The following is a 21885-nucleotide window of genomic DNA, read 5'->3' on the forward strand; positions in this document are numbered from 1 at the left end:
CGAAACGCAAGCGCAAAGCGCAGGTGTCCTGCACCAGAACAAAAAGCCCCGCCAAAAGGCAGGGCTTTCACGTCGCTATGCGCGTAACTTACTTCTTCTTGTAGCGTGCCTTGACCGGCGCCCACAGGCGCTTGTTGGTCAGATACAGCAGCACCGACAGGATGGTCAGAAAGATCACCCCGACAAAGCCAGCCTGCTTGCGGGCCATCATCTTGGGCTCAGCCGTCCACATCAGGAACGCAGACACATCTTCCGACAGGCTTTGCAGGTCGGTGGGTGCGCCATCGGCAAACTCGGTGTCATCACCCCAAAGCGGGGGTGCCATCGCGATCCAGCCACCGGGGAAGTACTTGTTCTCATACAGAACGGCCCCGGCCTCTTCCTTCTCTTCACCGGTGTACCCGGTCAAAAGCGCTGTGATGTATTCCGCACCACCAATACCGTTCATAAGCTGGTTGATGCCCAGACCGTACGGCCCATGGAAACCGGCGCGCGCCTTGGCCATCAGGCTCAGGTCAGGCGCGTTTTCCAGGTTGGAGCCTGGGAAGTGGTCGTTCGGGATGGCCGGACGGAAATCATCAATGGCCGGATCGAACACTTCGTAGAACTCGGCATACGCGCGCACCTGGTCGGCGGGCAGTCCCGGGCCGCTTTGATCTTCCAGCGTCCGGATCGGCACATATTGCAGGCCGTGACAGGCCGCGCACACCTCGGTGTAGATCTGCAAGCCGCGCTGCAGCTGGTTCTGGTCGAACGACCCGAACGGACCATCAAAACTGAAGTTCACGTTGGGCACATTCTTGGCCTCGCCAGCGGCGAAGGCGCCGGTGGCCAGCGCGAACGCCGCCACCATGCTTGCTGCAAGTTTCTTGAACATTTGCAGTCTCTCCTTATTCCGCAGGCTGAGCCGAAGGTGCAGCCGTTCCGCTGTCGCCCTTGCTCATGTTCGCGGCAAAGTCTTCTTCAATGGTCGCCGGTTGCGCATTCGGCTTCTCGATCACGCCCAACAGGGGCAGGATGACCAGGAAGTACACGAACCAGTAGGTCGACGCGATCAAGGCAATCGTGTTGTACGGCTCCTCCGCCGGGCGGGCACCCACCCACATCAGCACGAAGAAGTCGACGACCAGCAGGGCAAACCACCACTTGAACATCGGACGATACCGACCCGAGCGCACGCTGGAGGTGTCCAGCCACGGCGCCAGCGCCATCACCGCAATCGCACCAAACATCGCAAGTACGCCAAAGAAGTCGGCCTGGATGATGCCACCGCTGATGAAGGTCGCGAACTGCACGATCCAGACTTCAGGGGTGAACGCGCGCAGGATTGCGTAGAACGGCAGGAAGTACCATTCCGGCACGATGTGCGCAGGGGTCGCCAGCGGGTTCGCCTCGACATAGTTGTCGGGGTGGCCAAGGTAGTTCGGCATGAAGCCCACGATGGCAAAGAACACCACCAGAATGATCGCCAGCGCGAATAGGTCCTTGATCACGAAGTATGGCCAGAAAGGCAGCGTGTCTTTCTCTGCGTCCTCTTTCGACGTGCGGCGGACCTCAACACCGGTCGGGTTGTTATTGCCCGTGGTGTGGAAGGCCCAGATGTGCACGATCACCAGACCGGCAATCACGAAAGGCAGCAGGTAGTGCAAGCTGAAGAAGCGGTTCAGCGTGGAGTTGTCCACGGCGGGCCCGCCCAGTAGCCAGCTCTGCAGCGCTTCACCCACAAACGGGATTGCACCAAACAGGCCGGTGATCACGGTCGCACCCCAGAAGGACATCTGACCCCAGGGCAGCACATAGCCCATGAACGCCGTACCCATCATCAGCAGGTAGATGAGCATCCCAATGATCCATGTGATCTCACGCGGCGCCTTGTAGGAACCGTAGTAGAGACCACGGAAGATGTGGGCGTAGACAGCAACAAAGAACAGCGACGCGCCGTTCATGTGCAGGTAACGCAGCATCGCGCCACCGTTCACGTTGCGCATGATGTGTTCAATCGACGCAAACGCCTGATCCACATGCGGCGTGTAGTGCATCGCCAGCACGATACCGGTGATGATCTGCAGCGCCAGACAGAAGGTCAGAACGATGCCCCAGATCCACATCCAGTTCAGGTTCTTCGGCGTCGGGATCATCAGCGTGTCGTACATCAGGCCAACGATCGGCAACCGCTTGGCCAGGCCCTTTTCCCAGGCCGCCTTCGGTTCATAATGGTCGTGAGGAATTCCAGCCATGGTCTCTCTCCCTTACCCTAACAGGATCGTGGTCTCGTCCACGAATTCAGCAACAGGAACCGGCAGGTTTTCAGGCGCGGGTCCACGACGGATCCGGCCCGAAGTATCATAGTGCGAGCCGTGGCAGGGGCAGAACCAGCCGCCAAAATCCCCTGCATCGCCCAAGGGCACACAGCCCAGGTGCGTACACACGCCTTGCATCACAAGCCACTCGCCCGCTTCATCCAGCGTGCGGTTGGCGTCATCTGCGGGCACATCGCCCAGGTTTTCGTTGCGTGCGATACCGTCGGGCAGGTCACCCACGACAACATCGCGGGCCGCGCTAATCTCTTCCTCGGTCCGACGGCGAATAAACACCGGCTTACCCAGGAACAAAACGGTCAATTGCGTGCCGGGCGACAGGCTCGACACGTCAACGCGCATCTGGCTTGCCGCGACAACGTCAGCCGACGGGTTCATCTGGTTCACCAACGGCCAGATCGCCGCACCGGCCGTCACCGCACCTGCGCCAGCCGTGGCGTAGTACAGAAAATCGCGCCGGGTGCCTTCGTGGTCTTCTTCTACGTGGGACACGGGGGACTTCTCCAGTTTCCAACGCCCCAAGAGGGGCCAAATAAGACAATGGGCCGCGCGCAGGCGCAGCCGTTTCATCGGGCTATCTAGCGGGGTCCCCCGCCCACGTCCAGCGCGCAAACTGACACACGTGGTCGCAGGGCCCTTGAATATTAACCCATTGATAAGATTCAGGACCGCGCGCTGCGTTAACCGCGGCTTTTGCGCCGGGCCGGTGTACAGGGGGTGCACAGGGGGTGTACGCCCGGTGCCAGGCGCATATCCCTTGTTTTGCTGGCGTTAACCACGATTCGCACCCGTTTGGGTCAGATGACCCACCGAACGTTGCGCAAAACTACGCCTGTGGTTCGGTCACCTGCATCGACGGACGCGCCGCAAAGCCCTCGTACCACGTGGCCAAAGCATCCCGCCCCTTGCGCCAATCCCGGTCGCCGTGCCGAAAATCCAGATAACCCAGACCACAGGCCACCCCGATATGTCCGATGTCTATGCGCCCGGCCAGATGCCCCATCCAACGTGCATTCAGAGCATCCAAGGCCCCCTCGACCTTACCCCACTGCGCCTCAATCCAGTCGTTCGACCAAATCTCCTCCGGGCGGAACCGCTTCTCATAAACCATCAGCACGGCGGCCTCCATCATGGCATCCGCCGTCGCTTCCAGCACCAGCGTCTCCCACCCCTTCTCAGGGTACAGCCCAGCCTCCGCCCGCGCATCCAGATAGCGACAGATCACCTTGCTATCATACAGCGTCGGCCCCTCGTCCCGCACCAGTGCCGGGATCTTCCCCACCGGGTTCGCCGCCTTTAACGTCGCATCGGTTCCACCCGGCGCAGCCGTCACAGTGACAGTCTCGACATCCTCCACCTGCCCCGTTTCATGCAACAAAACCAGCACCTTGCGCACAAAGGGGCTTGGCCCCGCCATCAACAGCTTCATCGCGATTCTCCCCTTGGGTTCGCGCGCAGCCTAGGCCCCACGCATCAGCGCAGCAAGGATACGGGTCTCCTGCCCAATCCCATAGGCATCGACATAATCCGACGCCCTCAAGCGCACCTCATCCGGCTTGTTCTGGTTCAGCTTCCATGTGCCATCGATCGCTTCAATCGTCATCCGACAGGGCACGATCTGGCGCATCATCTTGTCCAACACCTCGGGCGTCATCTTGTCTGTCTTCCAGGGCGTCTTGGGCAGCAACTGATCCTCGAAATGCTTCGACTGCCGGTCCAGCATATCCCGCATCTCATCATGCGGCAGCATCTCCAAAGTGCCCGTAATGTGCACGGCCACATAGTTCCACGTCGGCACCTGATCCGGCACCTCGTACCAGTCGGGCGAGATGTACCCATCCGCCCCACTCACCGCGATCTTGGCCTGCATCGGCACCTTCAACGCCCGCGCAATCGGGTTCGACCGGACCAGATGCAGATCCAACTGCGCGCCCCGTTCATCAATTAGAAAGGGGATGTGCGACATCATCGGCCCGCCCTCGCCATTCACCGCCAGCACACCGAACGCACGCTCCCGCGCAAACGCGATGTTCCGCTCTTCGGTCTCGGTGTGAAAAACAGGGTTCGGGTGCATGGGTCCGCTCCGTGATACGTGGCGTCCCTCTTGCCTCTGCCGTCCCGGCTTGGCAACCTGGGCCTGTTCTCAGGGCGGGGTGAAATTCCCCACCGGTGGTATGCAGGTTCGCCTGTGAGCCCACGAGCGCCCCGCACCGCGGGGGTCTAGCAGATCAGGTGAGAGGCCTGAGCCGACGGTCATAGTCCGGATGAAAGAGAACGCAGGTGACAGCATCCATACGGATGCGTCTTGTCACGTGCGCAATCGCCTTGGGTGACGTGTCTGAACCTAAAGGAGAAAACCCATGACACACACCCGCTTCGCCTTTGTCAAAGCCCAGTGGCACGCCGCTATCGTCGATCAAGCTTTGCAAGGTTTCACTGAAATTATCGCGTCAAATCAGGTGGATGTCTTCGACGTCCCCGGTGCATTCGAGATGCCGCTCATGGCCCAAACGCTTGCCGAAACAGGGCGCTACAACGCCATCGCCTGCGCAGCACTCGTGGTTGACGGCGGCATCTACCGCCACGACTTCGTGGCCTCCGCCGTGGTCGATGGTCTGATGCAAGTCGGCCTCAAAACCGGCGTCCCGATCCTCTCCGTCTCGCTCACCCCCCACCACTTCCAGGAAACCGAGCACCACCTGAACATCTACGCCGACCATTTCGTGCTCAAGGGACGGGAAGCAGCGCAAGCCGCCCTCGGCATCACTGCCACACGCGCAGATCTACGCTCAGCGGCCTAGATAGGCCCGCAAGGCGGGCGGCGGATCAGCGAGGACTGCGCCCACAGGCGCAGGAGGAGCGACCGCCCCCGCCTCAACAAAGATCAGATCATCCGCCCGCTCCGCATCCTCCGGCGCGTGGGTGATCATCAGCACCGTGGCGCCTGCGTCCCGCGCCACCTGCGACGTCAAATCCAACATCTCAACCCGCAACGCAGGCCCAAGCGCGGCAAAGGGTTCATCCAACAAAAGCAAAGGCTTGGCCTGCACCAAAACCCGCGCCAACGCCGCCCGGCTCTGCTGTCCACCCGACACATCGCCCGGCTTGCGATCCGCAAACTCCGCTAAGCCTACCCGGCCCAACGCATCCCGCACCTGCGCCGTCTCAGCCTCATTCAACCGCAGCGCGGGCCGTATCCCCAACCCCACATTCTGCGCCAGCGTCAAATGCGGAAACAGGTTCCCATCCTGAAACAGCATCGCAATCCCGCGCTTGTCAGGCCGCGCATCCGTCACATCCCGACCGTCCACCTCAATCCGTCCGGAAGCAATGTCGATATACCCACCCAACGCATTCAAAAGCGTGGACTTTCCCGCCCCCGAAGGCCCGATCACGGCAAGCCGCCGTCCCCGCTCAACGGCAAAATCAGCGCTAAGAGCAAAGTCCCCCTGCGCAATCTTCAACCCCTCAACTCGCAGCATACCGCCGCCCCCACGCATCACAAATCCAGAACATCCCAAAGGCCAGCGCCACCAGCACCAACGCCGCCCCCGCCGCCGCCTCAGTCCGGTAGGCCCCCATCAGCCGGTACATCTGCAACGGCAGCGTCGCTACATCAGGGTCCGCAAACAGCGCCACAACGCCCAGATCCCCGACACTCAACGCCGCCGTCAGCCCGGCTGCAAACCCAATCTGAGGACGCAACCTCGGCACCAGCACAAACCGCCACAGTGCTAGACTGCGCAGCCCCAACCCCATGCTCAACCGCCCGTAATCATTGAAAACCTGCCGCATCGGCGGCAGCAGGATACGCACCGCAAATGGCAGTGCCATCATCGCGTTGATCAGGGCGGTGACAGGCAGGGCAAAGGCCGTAGGTGACGCATATGGGAAGATCAAAATGAACCACCCCGTCCCGATCATCAGCGGCGACGCAACCAGCCCCAGCAGGGTCAACGCCTCCGCCCCGCCCCACTTGGCCTGCGCCAGCCACGCAGCCATGGGCAGTGCCAGAACCAGCAGAACAACAGTGCTGACACACGCCACCCAAATGGTCGTCCAAGTGGCGGTCAGCACCGAAAAAGGCATGTAAAACAGGCCAACCAGCCCCGACAGCGCAATGGACAACAGCGGCAGCAACAAGAACCCGGCAACCAGCGTGATCCAGAACGCATCGCCCCAAGGGCTCGGCGCATCCCAGCGACGCACCGCCCGGTCACGCCCGGTTTGCACAGCAATGGGCGGCAAAATCCAAAGCGCCAGCACCGCCGCGGCCCCGGCCACAGCCAGTTGCAGCAAGCTCAACACCGCCGCGCGCCCAAGGTCGAAATCAAAGCGGAACGCCTGATAGATCGCCAACTCAATCGTGGTCGCGCGCGGCCCGCCTCCAAGGGTCAGAGCCACCGCAAAACTCGTCAGACAGATGACAAAGATCAGCGCAAAGGCCCCCGGCACCACCTGCCGCAAGATCGGCCATTCGATGACGCGAAACACCATGCGCGGGGTCAGACCCAACTGCCCCACCATGCGAAACTGCTCTGCCGGAACCGACTGCCACCCTTGCAGGATCAACCGCGTCGCCAATGGCATGTTGAAAAAAACATGGGCCAAAACAACGCCATGCGCGCCATAGATCGAAACCTCCGGTAACCCGACCACGCCCAGCGCCGTATTCAACCACCCGTTCCGCCCAAAGATCGCGAGCAGTCCCAGCACGGCCACGATCACAGGCAATATAAACGGCGCACCCAACAGCGTGACGAGCAACGTATGTCCCGGCACCCGCCGCCGGGCGAGTGCGCGCGCCACGGGCACCGCCAAAACCACCGAAATCAAAGCAGAGAAAAACGCCTGCCAAACGGTAAACCGCACCGCCTGCCATTCGGCGGCGCGCAGGCCAGTGGTCGTCTCAATCCTCTGACTGATCCCGACAAAGGCGGCAATCACCACCGCGACGACGAAACCCGCCGCGATGATGCCAACCCAAGGGCTTACTGGCTGAGCGCGGCGCGCCATGTCTCGATCGCGTCCGCTTGCAGCTCTGCCGCTTCAGTCTCGGAATAGAACAACACCTTCTCGGGCAGCGGCAGCTCCGACCACCCCTCGGGCCAGTCCGCCTGCGGCAACGCCGAGGGCAACGACCAGTTAGCAGTTGGAATAATCGTCTGGAACTCGCGCGACATCACAAACTCCAGAAACTGATCCGCCAGCTCGGGCTGGTCCGTCCCCGCGATCTTGCCCACGGTTTCGACCATGAAATAGTGACCCTCGGGGAAGATCGCCGCCTTCTTGGTAAAGTCCTCTTCCGCGAACATGTGGTACGCGGGCGACGTCGTATAGCTCAGCACCATGTCCGCCTCACCATCGGTGAAAAGACCGTACGAGGCCGACCAATCCTTGGTCACGGTCAGGATGTTGTCAGACAGCGCCTCCCAAACTTCAGCCGACCGGTCGCCGTAAACAGCCTGCACCCACAGCACCAATGCCAGACCGGAAATGGACGTGCGCGGGTCCTGAATGACGATCTTCACGTCATCGGGCAGCGCCAGCAATTCCTCAAAGCTCGCGGGCGGCGCGTCCATGGTCGTCTCGTTGTAAATGAACGCTGTGTGCCCGTAGTTGAAGGGCAGGAACGTGTCGTCCGTCCACTCAATGGGCAGCGTCAGTGCGCTATTGTCCTGCCCATGGGGCGCGAACAGGTCCGTCGCCCGCGCCTTGGCCGTCACGTCCGATGTCAGACCAATCACCACATCCGCCTTGGTCCGCTCGCCTTCCAGCAGCAGGCGCGGCACAAGATCGCCCGTGGACCATTCCAGATCGCATTCACAGATCTTTTCAAACTCCGCCTCAAGCGTCGGGCCAGGACCCCACTCGGACGTAAAGTAGTCCCCGGCGTAAACCGTTAAAACGGTTGTGTCAGCCAGCGCGGTCGTGGCGCCCAGCGCGGCGGCCAGTGTCAAAGCGTATTTCATCGCATCCTCCAATCAGAGAGGCGGCGGGAGTGCGGTCTTGGGATGAACCAAACCTTCCCTCCGCCGGTGTTAACCGGTTCAGGTTCTACGGGTTCGCGATATGCATCTCAGCCTGTGTCCAGGCACCCCGAGGTGACAGCAGGTATAAGAGGGCGCCTGCCGGGTAGCAAGCGCCCTTGCGTTTCAATCACGCTCTCTAAAAGTAGTGGTCCCGCCAACTGCCGTCATAGCGCCCACTGCGCAGACAGCACCGTTTGAACCGCTTGCCCGATCCGCACGGGCAGGGATCATTGCGACCAAGTTTTTCACGAAGTTCCACGTCGCCCATGCACCGTACGGTCACCCGTCTTAACCCGGGTCTCGGACGGGAAGGAACGTCTGCGTTTAGCGATCACCTCGAAAGGAGGGGCGGTCCTGGGGGTCAATGCGTTTTGCCATGTCAGCCTCCATCGGTTTTGCGTGGACCGTTCTGTTAGAATGGTGTGGCGTTTAAAACAACAGGTTTTCAATGGACTTGGCATCGCATTCAACGCGGCGTATGTCCTCGTGAACCTTGTCGGAGCGCGTTCATGTCGATCAACATTTTTGGCCATCTTTTCCGTGTGACCACATGGGGCGAAAGCCACGGGCCCGCGCTTGGAGCCACGGTTGACGGCTGCCCTCCGGGGATCGAAGTGGACGAGGCGATGCTGCAGCACTGGCTCGACAAACGCAAACCGGGTCAGAACAAGTACACGACGCAGCGGCGCGAACCCGACGCGGTCAAGATCCTGTCTGGTGTGTTCGAGGGGCAAACGACCGGCACCCCTGTCCAACTGATGATCGAGAACACCGACCAGCGGTCCAAGGATTATGGCGACATTGCCGAGAAGTTCCGCCCGGGCCACGCCGACATCACCTATTGGCAGAAATACGGCATCCGCGACTATCGCGGCGGTGGCCGGTCCTCGGCCCGTGAGACGGCAGCGCGTGTCGCGGCGGGTGGCCTTGCACGCGCAGCGCTGGACAAGCTGGTGCCGGGGATCGAGATCAAGGGTTACATGACCCGCATGGGCGCGCACGAAATTGACCGCGACCGCTTCGACTGGGACCAGATCGACCAGAACCCGTTCTGGGTGCCCGATGCGCAGGCGGCAGCTACATGGGCCGACTATCTCGACGGGCTGCGCAAATCCGGCTCGTCCGTTGGCGCTGTGATCGAGGTTGTGGCACGCAACGTACCACCGGGCCTCGGCGCGCCGGTTTATGGCAAGTTAGACACTGATCTGGCTGCCGGCATGATGTCCATCAACGCGGTCAAGGGCGTCGAGATTGGCGAAGGCATGTCCGCCGCGATGCTGACTGGTGAACTCAACGCGGACCAGATCACGATGGGCCCAAACGGGCCAGAGTATTCCTCGAACCACGCGGGCGGCATCCTCGGCGGCATCTCGACAGGACAGGACATCGTCGTGCGCTTCGCCGTGAAACCAACGTCCTCCATCCTGCAAACCCGCAAGACGATCACCAAGTCGGGCGAAGAGACCGAGATCATCACCAAGGGCCGCCACGACCCCTGCGTCGGCATCCGCGCCGTACCCGTGGGCGAAGCCATGATGGCCTGCGTGATCCTCGATCACCTGCTGCTCGACCGCGGCCAGACCGGCGGCGTCCGTGGCAAGATCGGCTAGGCCAGCATCACGCCCACAGAGCGCACGATGTTGTGCAAAGTCTCGTGGTCGATCCGCGCCCGCGCCATGGTGCGCAACCCAACGTACTGGGCGATGATCATATCAGCGAGGGCACCGCGCTCCGCCGGGTTCAGCGTGGCGTGCTTGGGCGATGCGCCCAGCGCGACGTAGATCCCGTCACGCAGCGCGCCCAACCCCTCGGATACAGCCTTGGCAATTTCATCATCATATGAACTCGGGCCAGCCGCTGCAGTACATAGCAGGCAGCCACGGTCGTCGCCGTTGACCACATTCTGATACGAGCCTTGGAACATCGCCATGATGCGTTCAGCGCCGTTGGGAACAGAGGGATCGCTCAACATCGCCACACCGGCCTGCACAGCTTGTTTTTCGTAACGCTGCAAGACCTGCATAAAAAGCGTCTTCTTGTCGGTGAACGCCTTGTAAAGACTGCCGCGTGTCAGACCCATACCATCCAGCAGGTCGGGCAGCGACGCCCCCTCGTACCCGTGTTGCCAAAAGACGTGCATCGCCTTTTCAAGCGCGTCGTCGGTGTCGAATGATCGTGGTCTGGCCATGTGATGTCCTCAGCTCTGACCCTCAATATAGAGTTTGGAACCAGATAGTCCAGAACTCACGGTTTCGTGTTTTGTACCGATTGGTTCCCTTTGCTATCTCCAAATTAGGAACCAACCAGTCTACAACGGAGACCCCAATGCTCAACCTCATCAAATCCATCGCCCTGACCGTCGCCATAGTCATCGGCTTCGCGACCGGCCCGGTATCGGCAGGCACCGTTGCAAGCGGCACCTTCACAGGCGCATCCGACCACATCACCACAGGCGCGGTCGACGTGATCAAGAACGCCGACGGCAGCCACACCATTGTACTCGGCGACGATTTCAGCCTCGACGGCGCGCCTGACCCACGTGTGGGACTTGGCACAAACGGTCAATATGACAGCAAGACCGACTCGGGTCTGCTTGGCAGCCTGACAGGCGCGCAATCCTTTATCATCCCTGCTGGCGTAGACGTGTCGGCGTTCAACGAAGTCTACATCTGGTGCAAAAAGTTCAGTGTTCCGCTCGGGATCGCCAAACTGAAGTAATCGGCTTGCCATTCCACCCCCGACCCGACAAGCATTGGGGGAAATGAAAGCCCCCACAACCCAGAACAAACCCGGCACCGCCATCGGCCTCAAGCTCGTGGCGGTGTTCCTGTTCATGGTCATGGCCGCCATGATCAAGGTTGCAACGCAAAACGTGCCGTCGGGCCAGGCGGTGTTCTTCCGGTCCTTCTTTGCCATGCCGATCATCATCGCCTGGATCTGGCGCGCGGGCGAGATGCGCGAGGCACTTACACCCAACAACCTGACAGGGCACATCTGGCGCGGACTGTTCGGCACATCCGCCATGGCGCTGACCTTCGCGGGGCTGGCCCTGCTGCCCCTGCCCGAAGTCACCGCCATCGGCTACGCCACTCCGATGTTCACCGTCATCCTCGCTGCCGTCATGCTGGGCGAAAAGGTGCGGCTGTTCCGGATCAGCGCCGTCGCTCTTGGGCTGGTCGGCGTGATGATCGTCATGTGGCCACGCCTGTCTGTGGACATGGCAACCGTGGGCACGGCAGGGACCATCGGCGCATTGATGGTGCTGGGGGCGTCGATACTGCGGGCGCTGGTGCAAATCCACATCCGCACGCTGGTCAAAACCGAACACACCGCCGCCATTGTGTTCTACTTCTCACTCACAGCCACGGTGCTCAGCCTGCTCAGCCTGCCCTTTGGCTGGATCATGCCCACGACGACAGATGCGATGCTCCTGATCGGCGCAGGCCTGATCGGCGGCGTCGCCCAAATTCTGGTAACGGCCAGCTACCGCTTCGGCGCAGCCTCTATGCTGGCCCCGTTCGACTACACATCCCTGATCTTCGCCGCGCTGATCGGCTACCTGATCTTCGCCGAACTGCCCACGTTAGAAACGGTTATCGGCGCTTCCTTGGTTGTGCTGGGCGGCGTGATCATCATCTGGCGCGAACGGCAATTGGGCGGCGGACGCAAACGGGCACGGGCGGTGACAGATCCGAAGGGTTAAGGCTTGTGACAGGCCGACGCTTCCACCACCAAACCATCCGGTCCGAAGCGTAAGGTTTCTGCTGCCAATACATCTCGCTGATTGCGATACGTGATCACCATCATGCCGTGCCCATGCAGCACGTCCACCACGATGAAAGATAAGTCCGGCTGCGCCTCCAAAGCGCGCGTCCAGTAGTCACGCACCGCTGCCTTGCCGCGCAACTCACCATGCCCGACAAGGCGCATGGCCTTTTGCGAGCGAAACACCACATCCTCGGCATAGTGCGCGAGGATGCGGTCCAGATCGTGGGAATTCCACGCCGCCTCCCACGCGATGGCGAAGGCGTCGTAATCCATATCAGCTGCGCACCAGCTTCTCGTAATCCTCGGCCACGTCGCGGCACAGGGCACCGACCTCGAAGTTATAGTCGCCGATCTGACCCACCGGCGTGACCTCAGCGGCGGTACCAGTCAACCAGCACTGTTCAAAGCTCTCTAGCTCGTCCGGCATGATCACTCGCTCGTGCACCTTGATCTGCTTGTCCTTCAACCGACCGATGACCGTCTGACGGGTCAGACCATTCAGGAACACATCGGCCATAGGCGTGTGCACCTCACCATCCTTGACGAAGAAGATGTTGGCGCCCGTGCACTCGGCCACATAGCCGCGATAGTCCATGAACAGAGCGTCGGAACACCCCTTGGCCTCTGCCGCGTGCTTGGACGTGGTGCAAATCATGTAGAGACCGGCCGCCTTGGCGTGCACAGGGATCGTCTCGGGCGACGGGCGCTTCCACTTGGAAATGTCGATCTTCGCGCCCTTGTACTTGGCGTCGCCATAGTAGCTGCCCCATTCCCACGCCGCGATGGCCAGGTGAACCGGGTTGCGGGCGGAGGAAACACCCATGTCCTCACCCGCACCACGCCACGCCACTGCACGGACATAAGCGTCGGTCAGACCGTTGGCGGTCAGGACCTGCTGCTTGGCCGCCTCGATCTCGTCCACGGTGTATGGGATCTGGAAATCCAATTCACCAGCCGAGAAATGCAACCGCTCCGAATGCTCACGGCTGAGAAAGATCTTGCCGTTATACGCCCGCTCGCCTTCGAATACAGAGGACGCATAGTGCATGGCGTGGCTCAGAATGTGGACATTCGCCTGACGCCAGTCGACCATTTGGCCGTCCATCCAGATTTGTCCGTCGCGATCATCGTAGCCAGCCATGGCATCCTCCCGATTTGCATTTATTGCGCAGTTAGGACCGATGCGGTCATAAAGTTGCGCAAAACCTGCGATTCGATATCGCTTCGCCCTTGGAATGTCAACAAGGCTGACTTAAACTGCCACAAAAGACGACGCTTGCGCGGGGGCGGTTATGGACGACGGACGGGCAACCACGACCAGAGGTGGAGAGAACCTTCTTTTCCTGACAGACGAACAGTTGCGACAGGGGATCGAGGCGATGTTCTTTGCCTATCGCGGCTTTACCGCTGATCCGGACCGCATCTTGTCGGACATGGCATATGGCCGGGCGCATCACCGCGCCATCCACTTCATCAATCGCGCGCCGGGCACGACGGTCAACAACCTCCTGAACATCCTCGGCGTGACCAAACAGTCGCTCAACCGCGTCTTGCGCACACTGATCGAGGACGGGCTGGTCGAAAGCCGCGTCGGCACGTCGGACAAACGGGAACGTCACCTGTTTCTGACCGAAGACGGCCACGCATTGGAAAGCCGACTGTCCGACGCCCAGCGCGCACGGATGCGTACGGCATTCCGTGATGCGGGCCCCGAAGCAGTGGCGGGCTTCCGCACCGTGCTTGAGGCAATGATGGACACAGAAATGCATCGCACCTATCAAAGACTGAAGGAGAGCGGTGCATGAGTGACTTTGACGCCCACTTGCTGATCGTCGATGACGATGAACGAATTCGGAGCCTTTTACAGAAATTCCTGATGCGGAACGGGTTCCTTGTGACCGCCGCCCGCGACGCCGCCCATGCACGGCGGGTGCTGGCCGGTCTGGATTTTGACCTGATCGTGCTGGACGTGATGATGCCGGGCGAAGACGGGCTAAGCCTGTGCCGCAGCTTGCGCGAAACACACGCCACACCCATCCTGCTGCTCACCGCCAAGGGCGAGACCGGCAACCGGATCGAAGGGCTGGAAGCAGGCGCCGACGACTACCTGCCCAAACCGTTCGAGCCCAAGGAACTCCTCCTGCGCATCAACGCCATCCTGCGCCGTGTGCCCGATGTCGCACCCGAAGAGGCAGCGCCGAAAATCCTCACCCTCGGCCCCATCCGCTATGACATGGAACGGGGCGAGATGTGGCAGGGCGAAGACCTCGTGCGCCTCACCGCCACCGAAATGCAACTGATGAAGATCTTCTCAGCCAAACCCGGCGAAGCCATCAGCCGCGCTAAGCTGGTCGAAGACCTCGGCCGCGACAGGGGCCAAGCGCAGGAACGGGCCGTGGACGTGCAGATCACGCGGTTGCGGCGCAAGATCGAAAGCAACCCGAAACAGCCCCGCTACCTGCAAACCGTGCGCGGTGCGGGCTACATGCTGGCGCCCGATTGAGCCGTCGGATTTGCATATTTTTGGAACAATGAAGCCATGAGTACAGCTCTGCTGACCCACGCGGACGGCCTTTTGCACGTCACACCGCCCGGTATGCCGGAGCAAGTAGCGCGGCTCGACTACATCCAACGGGCGCTGGCCGATCTCGACCTTGTCCGTGTTGATCCGCCGCTGGCCGATGACGCATCCATCGCGCTGTGCCATCCGCAGGACTACATCGCCTTTGTGCGCGCCAAAGTACCCAGCGAGGGCTTCGCCGGTCTCGACCGCGAAACCGACGCCGAAACCTTTCTTTCACCCACATCCTACAACGCCGTCTGGCGCGCAGCGGGCGGCGCGGTCAAAGCAGTCGATATGGTACTGGACGATGAGGTGACCAATGCCTTCGTCGCCATGCGCCCGCCCGGGCACCACGCAGAACAGTCTCTCCCCATGGGCTTTTGCATCTTCGGCAACGTCGCCATCGCCGCCAAACACGCGCTCGAAGTGCATGGGCTCGAACGGGTCGCCGTGGTCGATTTCGACGTCCACCACGGCAACGGTACCCAAGCGCTGCTGCAAGACGACCCACGCGCGCTCGTCATCACATCACAACAAATGCCGCTCTGGCCCGGCACGGGCGAAGCATCGGATCGCGGCCCGCACGGCACCATTCTGAACATCCCGCTCGCCCCCCATACAGACGGCAACCACGCCATCGCGGAATACGAACGGCAGGTGATCCCGGCCCTGATCAAACACCAGCCCGAGTTGATCCTGATCTCGGCGGGTTTCGACGCGCATCAGGACGACCCCCTCGCCCAACTCAACTGGACGGCGGACACCTACACCCGCCTCACCGACATGCTCACGCAAGCTGCACGAGACCTGTGCAAAGGCCGGGTGGTGTCGGTGCTGGAAGGGGGCTATGATCTGGACGCGCTGGCGGCCTGCGCCCGCGCCCACGTCCAATCGCTGATGAAGGCCACCGCATGACTGACCGCCCCGTAGACGAAATGAGCTTCGAAGAAGCGATGGCCGAACTGGAACAGGTGCTGGGCCAGTTGGAACGGGGCGACGTGGCGCTGGACGATTCGATCAAACTCTACGAACGCGGAGCGCTGCTGAAAAAGCGGTGCGAAACCAAGCTGCGTGAGGCCGAGGAAAAGGTCGCCGCCATCACCACAGATGCAGACGGCAACCCGACAGGGCTGAAACCGGTCGAAGGCCTGTAATCCATGTTCCGCCAAAGGCTGAGTGACGCGGCTGCCGCCATTCAGGCGCAGTTCGATATGGTGCTGGGCGCACTCGATCCAGTGCCCGTGGTGAAGGCCATGGCCCACGCCACGAACGGCGGCAAACGGTTGCGCGGCTTCCTCGTGCTGGAAAGCGCACGACTGCATCAAATAGACCCTAACAAGGCCATTTGGCCCGCCACCGGTATCGAAGCCCTACACGCCTACTCCCTCGTCCATGACGACCTGCCCTGCATGGATGACGACGACCTGCGGCGGGGCGAACCGACGGTTCATATCAAATGGGACGAGGCAACGGCGGTACTGGCAGGCGACGCCCTGCAAACGCTCGCCTTCGAACTCTGCACCCACCCCGACACCGGCAATGGTGACGTCCGCGCCGACCTCGCCCTGTCCCTCGCCAAAGCCTCAGGTGCCCAAGGCATGGTACTGGGCCAGGCCCTCGATATCGCCGCCGAAACGGCAGACACCCCCCTGACCCTCGACGAAATTACGTCTCTACAAAGGGGCAAAACCGGCGCTTTGATCGAATGGTCCGCCACCGCAGGCGCGCGGATGGCGCAAGCCGACATCACACCGCTGCAAACCTACGCCCGCGCTCTCGGCCTCGCCTTCCAGATCGCGGACGATGTGCTGGACGTGACCAGCGACGCCGCCACCATGGGCAAGGCCACGGGCAAGGATGCCGACGCGGGCAAGGCCACCTTCGTCTCGCTCCTCGGACTGGACGAGGCGAAACGCCGCGCGAACGAACTCGTGACCGAAGCGTGTGACGCCTTACATGTATACCAAGCGGACGCTGACGCGCTGCGGGACGCCGCCCGCTTTGTCGTCACCCGCAACAGCTAGAGACAGACAGATGTCAGACCAGCCAAAGACCCCGCTTCTGGACACCGTTCAACGGCCCGCCGACCTCAAACGGTTCTCCGACGCCCAGCTACGCCAAGTGGCTGACGAGTTGCGTGCCGAAACAGTGTCTGCGGTGTCCGTAACCGGCGGTCATCTCGGCGCAGGTCTTGGGGTGGTCGAGTTGACCGTCGCCATCCACGCCATCTTCGATACGCCGCGCGACAAGCTGGTGTGGGACGTGGGCCACCAATGCTACCCCCACAAGATCCTCACCGAACGCCGCGACCGCATCCGCACCCTGCGGATGAAGGACGGGCTGAGCGGCTTCACCAAACGCTCTGAATCGCCCTACGACCCCTTCGGCGCAGCCCACTCCTCCACCTCGATCAGCGCCGCCCTCGGCTTCGCCGTGGCGCGCGATCTCGGCGGCCAACCGCCCGAAGGCTCTGGTGACGCCATCGCAGTGATCGGCGACGGCTCCATGAGCGCAGGCATGGCCTACGAGGCGATGAACAACGCAGGCCATCTCGGCAAGCGGCTCTTCGTCATCCTCAACGACAACGAAATGTCCATCGCTCCGCCCGTGGGCGCGATGTCCTCCTACCTCTCGCGGCTTTACGCCCAGAACCCGTTCCAGGACCTCAAGGCCGCGGCCAAGGGCGCCGTCAGCCTGCTGCCGGAACCTTTCCGCGAAGGGGCCAAACGGGCCAAGGACATGCTAAAGGGCATGGCCGTCGGCGGCACCCTCTTTGAAGAGCTGGGGTTCAGCTATGTCGGCCCCATCGACGGGCACGATCTGGATCAGCTTCTGCCGGTCCTGCGCACCGTCCACGACCGCGCCACCGGCCCCATCCTGATCCATGTTCTGACGAAAAAAGGCAAAGGCTACGCACCCGCCGAAACCGCCCGCGACAAGGGGCACGCCACCGCCAAGTTCGACGTCGTTACAGGCAAGCAGAAGAAAGCACCCAGCAACGCGCCGAGCTACACCTCAGTCTTCGCACAACACCTGATCAAACAGGCCGAGGCGGACGACAAGATCTGCGCCGTCACTGCCGCCATGCCGGACGGCACCGGCCTGAACCTCTTTGCCGAACGCTACCCGAGCCGCTGCTTTGACGTGGGCATCGCCGAACAACACGGCGTCACCTTCTCCGCCGCCCTCGCGGCTGGCGGGATGAAGCCGTTCTGCGCGATGTACTCCACCTTCCTGCAACGCGGCTACGACCAGGTCGTGCACGACGTGGCAATCCAGCGCCTGCCCGTCCGCTTCGCCATCGACCGCGCGGGCCTTGTGGGGGCAGACGGGGCGACACACGCCGGTGCCTTCGACGTAGCCTATCTGTCGAACCTACCCGGCTTCACCGTGATGGCCGCCGCAGACGAAGCGGAACTGGCCCATATGGTCGCCACCGCCGCCGCCCATGATGAAGGCCCCATCGCCTTCCGCTTCCCACGAGGCGAAGGCACCGGTGTCGACATGCCCGAACGCGGAGAACCGCTCGAAATCGGCAAGGGCCGCATGATCCAGGAAGGCAAGGGCGTCGCCCTCCTCTCCTTCGGCACCCGTCTGGAAGAGGTACAGAAAGCCGCCGAAAACCTTGCTGCCAAGGGGATCACCCCCACCATCGCAGACGCCCGCTTTGCCAAACCGCTCGACCGCGAGCTGATCCTGCAACTCGCCGCGGATCACGAGGCGCTGATCACCATCGAAGAGGGCGCAATCGGCGGCTTCGGCAGCCACGTCGCCCAGCTTCTGGCCGAGGAAGGCGTGTTCGACACCGGGCTCAAGTACCGCTCCATGGTCCTGCCCGACATCTTCATCGACCAGGCGAGCCCGGCAGATATGTACGCCGTCGCAGGCATGAACGCCGAACAGATCGAGGCCAAAGTGCTGAACGTACTTGGCGTGACGTCAATCGGCGAGGCGCGCGCGTAATCCTTGCGCCATCCGCGCCACATCGGCCAGTGTTAGGGTCACATTTCTAAGAGCCCGAGACATGGACATCCACAGCCGCCCCATCCTGATCTACCGCTGGATCGTGTTCCTTCTGGCGGCGGGCTACTGCCTCTACCAGATGATCGGCGGCCAATGGACAGGGGCGGGGGGACCGTTCCGCTACCTTACCATATGGGCTCTGTTCCTCTCCTTCTTCGCCGCCAGCCGGATGCTCGCCCTCAGCGAACACCGGATCACACGGCGGCACGAGGTGACAGCGACATGCGCCGCCGTGCTGAACGTGATGGTCGTGTTTCTCTACTGGCGGCTTTACCTGACCGACCCCTCGCTGGTGAACGGTGGCGGCCCCATCGTCTGGTGGCTCGAATACTACCTGCACGCGCTCGGCCCCGCGCTCCAGATCATCGACGCGCTCTTCATCGGCAAGGTCTTCCGTCGCGTCTGGCGCGCGGCCCTGCCACTCATAGCCATCATCGCCGCCTACGTGGCGTGGGCCGAACTCTTCGTCCAACGGTTCAACACCAAACCCGTCGGCGACGTGACAAGCGGCCTGCCCTACCCGTTCCTCAACTCCATGGAATGGGCCGACCGCGCCATGTTTTACGGCATCAACGGCGCAACAGCGCTCGGCTTGCTTGCAGTCTTCGGCGTGATCGGCGCAGTGCTCTACCGTATCTGGCCCCGTCAGGTCGCCGCCTGAAACAAAAAGATCGCGGCATACAGAATGCCAAAGGTCACGGCATAGCCCGCAAGCATGAAATACCCGTCCCGCGTCACCAAACCAAAGGCCAGCAACGCAACAGCGCCTGCGCCAAAGGATGTCATAAACGGCACCAACTCCAGAAAAGGCCAAGTCAGCGGGATCGCCATGCAGAACAGCAGCGCCACGTTGCGCATCGGATTGTGGGCAAGCAGCCAAAGGCGCGGATGAGAATGCGTGTCAAACCATGTCGCGGGCCGTCGCAGCCAACGGGTGGCCGTCTGCAAACGCTCCCGTGCCAAACGGCGGCGGCGCAAAAAACCCGGTAGCCACAAATGCTTCCGCCCCGCCAATGCCTGCCCAATCAGCAGGATCAGAACAATCGCAGACAGCGTCGGCATCCCCGGAATACCGGACAGGGGTGACACCAGCAGGATCGAAACGACCAAAACCACCGGCATGATCGATCCCTCGCCAATCTCGTCCAGAATGTCCTGCACGGACACATCCGCGCCCTCTCCGGCCCCGTCCAGCGCATCCAGCAGATGATTCAGCGTGCGCTTGTCGTCGGGCGTCATTCCGGGTGCTGCAGCAAGGCCGCCAGCCCTTCCTTGTAGGTGGGATAGATCAACTCCACACCCAACGCATCCTTGATCCGATCGTTCCGCACCCGCTTGCTTTCAGCATAGAAACTGCGGGCCATAGGGGTCATCTCCGCCGTCTCGAAATCCTCGGCGGGTGGAATGGGCAGGCCCAGCAAATGGGCCGCATGTTCAATCACATCCTCCGGCGGCGCGGCGTAGTCATCGCACACATTGTAGGCCGTACCAGGCGCAGGCCGCGCGATGGAGGCCGCCACGATCTGCGCAATGTCCTCCACGTGAATGCGCGAAAACACCTGGTTCGGCTTGATGATCCGCCGCGCGGTACCATTGCGCACCTTGGCAAAGGGGCCGCGACCGGGACCATAAATACCCGCCAATCGAAAGATATGCAGCGGCAGATCAGGAATGGCTGCCCATGCGGCTTCCGCCGCCTTCCGCCACTGCCCGCGCCGCGTGGACGGAACCAGCGGCGTCTCCTCGTCGACCCAATCGCCACCATGGTCGCCATAGACGCCCGTGGTGGACAGATAGCCAACCCACTCAAACTGCCCCGCGCGCGCCGCGATCTGGTCGCCCAGCTCACGCAAAACCGGATCACCCTCAGCATCCGGTCCCGCTGAAATCAGAACATGCGTCGCCGCATCCATCGCCGCGCCCACGTCATCACCGGGAAAGATCAGCGGCTCCACACCGCTGGCTTTCAACGCCTCGGCCTTCTCGGCTGTGCGGGTCGTCCCAATCACGCGCCAACCATGTGGAAGTAGCAGCGTGGTCAGCGCCTTGGCAGAATACCCGTGACCAAAGGAAAGAAGTGTCTTCGTCATTCTGCATAGGTGGCGCGCCGGGCGACCATGCACAAGCCCCTTGCCAAGCTGAACACCGCATCGCCTAATCGCGACATGGCCAAAGACCCATCCCTCGACGCCGCCTATGCCCTCGAAACGCCAGAGGATTCAAAACAGCTCTATGCGTCCTGGGCTGACAGCTACGACAGCGATTTCGCCCGTATCAGTGACTATATCCTGCCCGAAGCGGTCGCCCGTCACTTCGTGAATATCGGCGGTTTCGGTCCTGTTCTGGACGTCGGCGCAGGCACAGGTCTGTGCGGCACCGCACTTCGCGCCCGCGGGATCGAAGACATCGACGGCACCGACATCTCCGCCGACATGCTCAAGGTCGCAAAGACCAAAGGCATCTACCGCACAACCCGCGTCGAAAACCTCTTTGACGGGCTGGCAACGCCCCATGGCCCCTACCAAGGGGCGGTCAGCTCCGGTACGTTTACCAACGGGCACGTGGGACCGAACGGGATCAAACCGATCTTGGCAGCCGTCAGGTCGGGGGGCCGCGTCGTGATTTCAGTGAACACAAAACACTACGCTGCAGCAGGTTTTGAGGACATATTCGCACAATTAGAGACTGAGATTGACGACCTCACCACAACCGAAGCCGCCATCTACGGCCCCTCCGCCAGCGGAGACCACGCCAAGGACACCGCCCTGCTCGTCGCCTTTCGGCGCACCTAGTCCTTGTCGAAAAACGGCGTCACCTGCGCGACGATCACAGCGTTCTCATCCAGCGCACGCTGCATCAGCGCCCGCTCCTCGCCATCAATCTCATGCCCCTCGGCCAACCGCTCATCCAGCGTGCCGTAGCCGGTCACATCCAGCGGCGCGGTATCTGCCTGCTTCAGCAGTGCAACCGTCTCGCGCACCGCCTCGGCCTCATCCACGCCGGACGCAAAACACATCAACGCAGCCCCAGTCGCACCGTCCGGCAGCCCGTCGCCTGCCTTGCGCGCGATCTGCACAAGCAGGGTAAACACTTGCTGCCGCGAGACAGGCTTCGATTTGGATTTTTTGGTCTCGGACATGAAAAGGGCCGCCGCAATTTGATTGCGACAGCCCTAGCCCAA

At 61.8% G+C, this 21885-nt stretch carries 26 protein-coding genes and 2 riboswitches; of the genes, 12 read left to right on the forward strand and 14 right to left on the reverse strand.

Annotation, left to right across the window (positions count from 1 at the left end):
- Positions 1-88: 88 nt before the first annotated feature.
- The 5 genes from RA29_RS08595 to RA29_RS08615 all read right to left on the reverse strand — a co-directional run bounded on the left by RA29_RS08595 (position 89) and on the right by RA29_RS08615 (position 4392).
- The gene (locus tag RA29_RS08595) at positions 89-877 is read right to left on the reverse strand and encodes a cytochrome c1 (protein WP_039684946.1); all 789 of its coding nucleotides are present in this window, start codon (positions 875-877) and stop codon (positions 89-91) included.
- A 13-nt stretch (positions 878-890) separates the two neighbouring features.
- Positions 891-2237 (reverse strand): cytochrome b N-terminal domain-containing protein, encoded by a 1347-nt coding sequence (locus tag RA29_RS08600; RefSeq protein ID WP_039684948.1) that lies wholly within the window; start codon positions 2235-2237, stop codon positions 891-893.
- Between the two features lie 12 nt (positions 2238-2249).
- Positions 2250-2810, reverse strand: a complete 561-nt coding sequence (gene petA / locus RA29_RS08605; RefSeq protein ID WP_039685885.1) for a ubiquinol-cytochrome c reductase iron-sulfur subunit — start codon at positions 2808-2810, stop codon at positions 2250-2252.
- A 334-nt stretch (positions 2811-3144) separates the two neighbouring features.
- A complete protein-coding gene (locus tag RA29_RS08610) occupies positions 3145-3747 on the reverse strand; it encodes a glutathione S-transferase (protein WP_039684950.1) in 603 nt (200 codons plus the stop codon).
- A 30-nt stretch (positions 3748-3777) separates the two neighbouring features.
- Positions 3778-4392 carry an FMN-binding negative transcriptional regulator gene (locus RA29_RS08615; protein ID WP_039684952.1) on the reverse strand — a complete coding sequence of 205 codons (615 nt, stop codon included), beginning with the start codon at positions 4390-4392 and terminating at the stop codon, positions 3778-3780.
- Positions 4393-4453: 61 nt separating this feature from the next.
- A riboswitch (FMN riboswitch) is annotated at positions 4454-4598 on the forward strand.
- Between the two features lie 80 nt (positions 4599-4678).
- Between RA29_RS08615 and RA29_RS08620 the strand changes: the two genes are divergently transcribed.
- Complete coding sequence (locus tag RA29_RS08620; RefSeq protein WP_039684954.1) at positions 4679-5119, forward strand: 6,7-dimethyl-8-ribityllumazine synthase; 441 nt, start codon at positions 4679-4681, stop codon at positions 5117-5119.
- Here RA29_RS08620 and RA29_RS08625 read toward each other — a convergent pair.
- The 3 genes from RA29_RS08625 to RA29_RS08635 are packed head-to-tail and all read right to left on the reverse strand — an operon-like array spanning position 5108 to position 8290.
- On the reverse strand, positions 5108-5800 hold the full coding sequence (locus tag RA29_RS08625; protein ID WP_039685887.1) for an ATP-binding cassette domain-containing protein: 693 nt from the start codon (positions 5798-5800) through the stop codon (positions 5108-5110). The two genes, RA29_RS08620 and RA29_RS08625, sit on opposite strands and share 12 nt — an antisense overlap.
- A complete protein-coding gene (locus tag RA29_RS08630) occupies positions 5787-7334 on the reverse strand; it encodes a thiamine/thiamine pyrophosphate ABC transporter permease ThiP (RefSeq protein ID WP_039684956.1) in 1548 nt (515 codons plus the stop codon). The genes RA29_RS08625 and RA29_RS08630 overlap by 14 nt, the downstream gene beginning before the upstream one ends.
- Complete coding sequence (locus RA29_RS08635) at positions 7310-8290, reverse strand: thiamine ABC transporter substrate binding subunit (RefSeq protein WP_039684958.1); 981 nt, start codon at positions 8288-8290, stop codon at positions 7310-7312. Before RA29_RS08635 ends, RA29_RS08630 begins: the two co-directional genes overlap by 25 nt.
- A gap of 38 nt (positions 8291-8328) precedes the next feature.
- A riboswitch (TPP riboswitch) is annotated at positions 8329-8430 on the reverse strand.
- A 429-nt stretch (positions 8431-8859) separates the two neighbouring features.
- On the opposite strand from RA29_RS08635, the gene aroC reads away from it, so the two are divergent.
- Positions 8860-9960 (forward strand): chorismate synthase, encoded by a 1101-nt coding sequence (aroC, locus tag RA29_RS08640; RefSeq protein ID WP_039684959.1) that lies wholly within the window; start codon positions 8860-8862, stop codon positions 9958-9960.
- Here aroC and RA29_RS21840 read toward each other — a convergent pair.
- Entirely contained in the window at positions 9957-10538 is a 582-nt protein-coding gene (locus RA29_RS21840; RefSeq protein WP_052249559.1) for a TetR/AcrR family transcriptional regulator, read from the reverse strand. The genes aroC and RA29_RS21840 overlap by 4 nt on opposite strands.
- Before the next feature lie 137 nt (positions 10539-10675).
- On the opposite strand from RA29_RS21840, the gene RA29_RS08650 reads away from it, so the two are divergent.
- Together RA29_RS08650 and RA29_RS08655 are read left to right on the forward strand one after the other, a co-directional pair.
- On the forward strand, positions 10676-11068 hold the full coding sequence (locus RA29_RS08650) for a DM13 domain-containing protein (RefSeq protein ID WP_039684961.1): 393 nt from the start codon (positions 10676-10678) through the stop codon (positions 11066-11068).
- 43 nt (positions 11069-11111) lie between these two features.
- A complete protein-coding gene (locus RA29_RS08655; RefSeq protein WP_039684966.1) occupies positions 11112-12053 on the forward strand; it encodes a DMT family transporter in 942 nt (313 codons plus the stop codon).
- Here the strand turns inward: RA29_RS08655 and RA29_RS08660 are convergent.
- Both RA29_RS08660 and RA29_RS08665 read right to left on the reverse strand, forming a co-directional pair.
- Positions 12050-12391, reverse strand: a complete 342-nt coding sequence (locus RA29_RS08660; protein WP_039684968.1) for a nuclear transport factor 2 family protein — start codon at positions 12389-12391, stop codon at positions 12050-12052. The two genes, RA29_RS08655 and RA29_RS08660, sit on opposite strands and share 4 nt — an antisense overlap.
- A 1-nt stretch (position 12392) precedes the next feature.
- Positions 12393-13259: a branched-chain amino acid aminotransferase gene (locus RA29_RS08665; RefSeq protein WP_039684972.1), complete on the reverse strand. Its 867-nt coding sequence runs from the start codon at positions 13257-13259 to the stop codon at positions 12393-12395.
- A 151-nt stretch (positions 13260-13410) separates the two neighbouring features.
- Between RA29_RS08665 and RA29_RS08670 the strand changes: the two genes are divergently transcribed.
- The 7 genes from RA29_RS08670 to RA29_RS08700 all read left to right on the forward strand — a co-directional run bounded on the left by RA29_RS08670 (position 13411) and on the right by RA29_RS08700 (position 19365).
- Positions 13411-13923, forward strand: a complete 513-nt coding sequence (locus tag RA29_RS08670) for a MarR family transcriptional regulator (RefSeq protein WP_039684974.1) — start codon at positions 13411-13413, stop codon at positions 13921-13923.
- Complete coding sequence (locus tag RA29_RS08675) at positions 13920-14621, forward strand: response regulator (RefSeq protein ID WP_039684975.1); 702 nt, start codon at positions 13920-13922, stop codon at positions 14619-14621. The genes RA29_RS08670 and RA29_RS08675 overlap by 4 nt, the downstream gene beginning before the upstream one ends.
- A gap of 36 nt (positions 14622-14657) precedes the next feature.
- Entirely contained in the window at positions 14658-15596 is a 939-nt protein-coding gene (locus tag RA29_RS08680; protein ID WP_039684977.1) for a histone deacetylase family protein, read from the forward strand.
- On the forward strand, positions 15593-15835 hold the full coding sequence (locus RA29_RS08685) for an exodeoxyribonuclease VII small subunit (protein WP_039684979.1): 243 nt from the start codon (positions 15593-15595) through the stop codon (positions 15833-15835). The genes RA29_RS08680 and RA29_RS08685 overlap by 4 nt, the downstream gene beginning before the upstream one ends.
- 3 nt (positions 15836-15838) lie before the next feature.
- Complete coding sequence (locus tag RA29_RS08690) at positions 15839-16705, forward strand: polyprenyl synthetase family protein (RefSeq protein ID WP_039684980.1); 867 nt, start codon at positions 15839-15841, stop codon at positions 16703-16705.
- Positions 16706-16715: 10 nt separating this feature from the next.
- On the forward strand, positions 16716-18644 hold the full coding sequence (gene dxs, locus RA29_RS08695; protein ID WP_039684982.1) for a 1-deoxy-D-xylulose-5-phosphate synthase: 1929 nt from the start codon (positions 16716-16718) through the stop codon (positions 18642-18644).
- A 61-nt stretch (positions 18645-18705) separates the two neighbouring features.
- Positions 18706-19365 carry a hypothetical protein gene (locus RA29_RS08700; protein ID WP_039684983.1) on the forward strand — a complete coding sequence of 220 codons (660 nt, stop codon included), beginning with the start codon at positions 18706-18708 and terminating at the stop codon, positions 19363-19365.
- Here the strand turns inward: RA29_RS08700 and RA29_RS08705 are convergent.
- Together RA29_RS08705 and RA29_RS08710 are read right to left on the reverse strand one after the other, a co-directional pair.
- Positions 19350-19943 (reverse strand): exopolysaccharide biosynthesis protein, encoded by a 594-nt coding sequence (locus RA29_RS08705; protein WP_039684984.1) that lies wholly within the window; start codon positions 19941-19943, stop codon positions 19350-19352. The genes RA29_RS08700 and RA29_RS08705 overlap by 16 nt on opposite strands.
- Positions 19940-20794, reverse strand: coding sequence for an SDR family oxidoreductase (locus RA29_RS08710; RefSeq protein ID WP_039684985.1), 855 nt, complete (start codon positions 20792-20794; stop codon positions 19940-19942). The genes RA29_RS08705 and RA29_RS08710 overlap by 4 nt, the downstream gene beginning before the upstream one ends.
- Before the next feature lie 27 nt (positions 20795-20821).
- Here RA29_RS08710 and RA29_RS08715 point away from each other — a divergent pair, with 27 nt between their 5' ends.
- Positions 20822-21496, forward strand: a complete 675-nt coding sequence (locus RA29_RS08715; RefSeq protein WP_241462575.1) for a methyltransferase domain-containing protein — start codon at positions 20822-20824, stop codon at positions 21494-21496.
- On the opposite strand, the gene RA29_RS08720 is transcribed toward RA29_RS08715, so the two are convergent.
- Positions 21493-21843 carry a hypothetical protein gene (locus RA29_RS08720; RefSeq protein ID WP_039684987.1) on the reverse strand — a complete coding sequence of 117 codons (351 nt, stop codon included), beginning with the start codon at positions 21841-21843 and terminating at the stop codon, positions 21493-21495. The two genes, RA29_RS08715 and RA29_RS08720, sit on opposite strands and share 4 nt — an antisense overlap.
- Positions 21844-21885 lie beyond the last annotated feature (42 nt).

Origin of the sequence: Tateyamaria sp. ANG-S1, from assembly GCF_000814025.1 — a bacterium.
In the GTDB taxonomy this organism is placed as follows: Bacteria; Pseudomonadota; Alphaproteobacteria; order Rhodobacterales; family Rhodobacteraceae; genus Tateyamaria.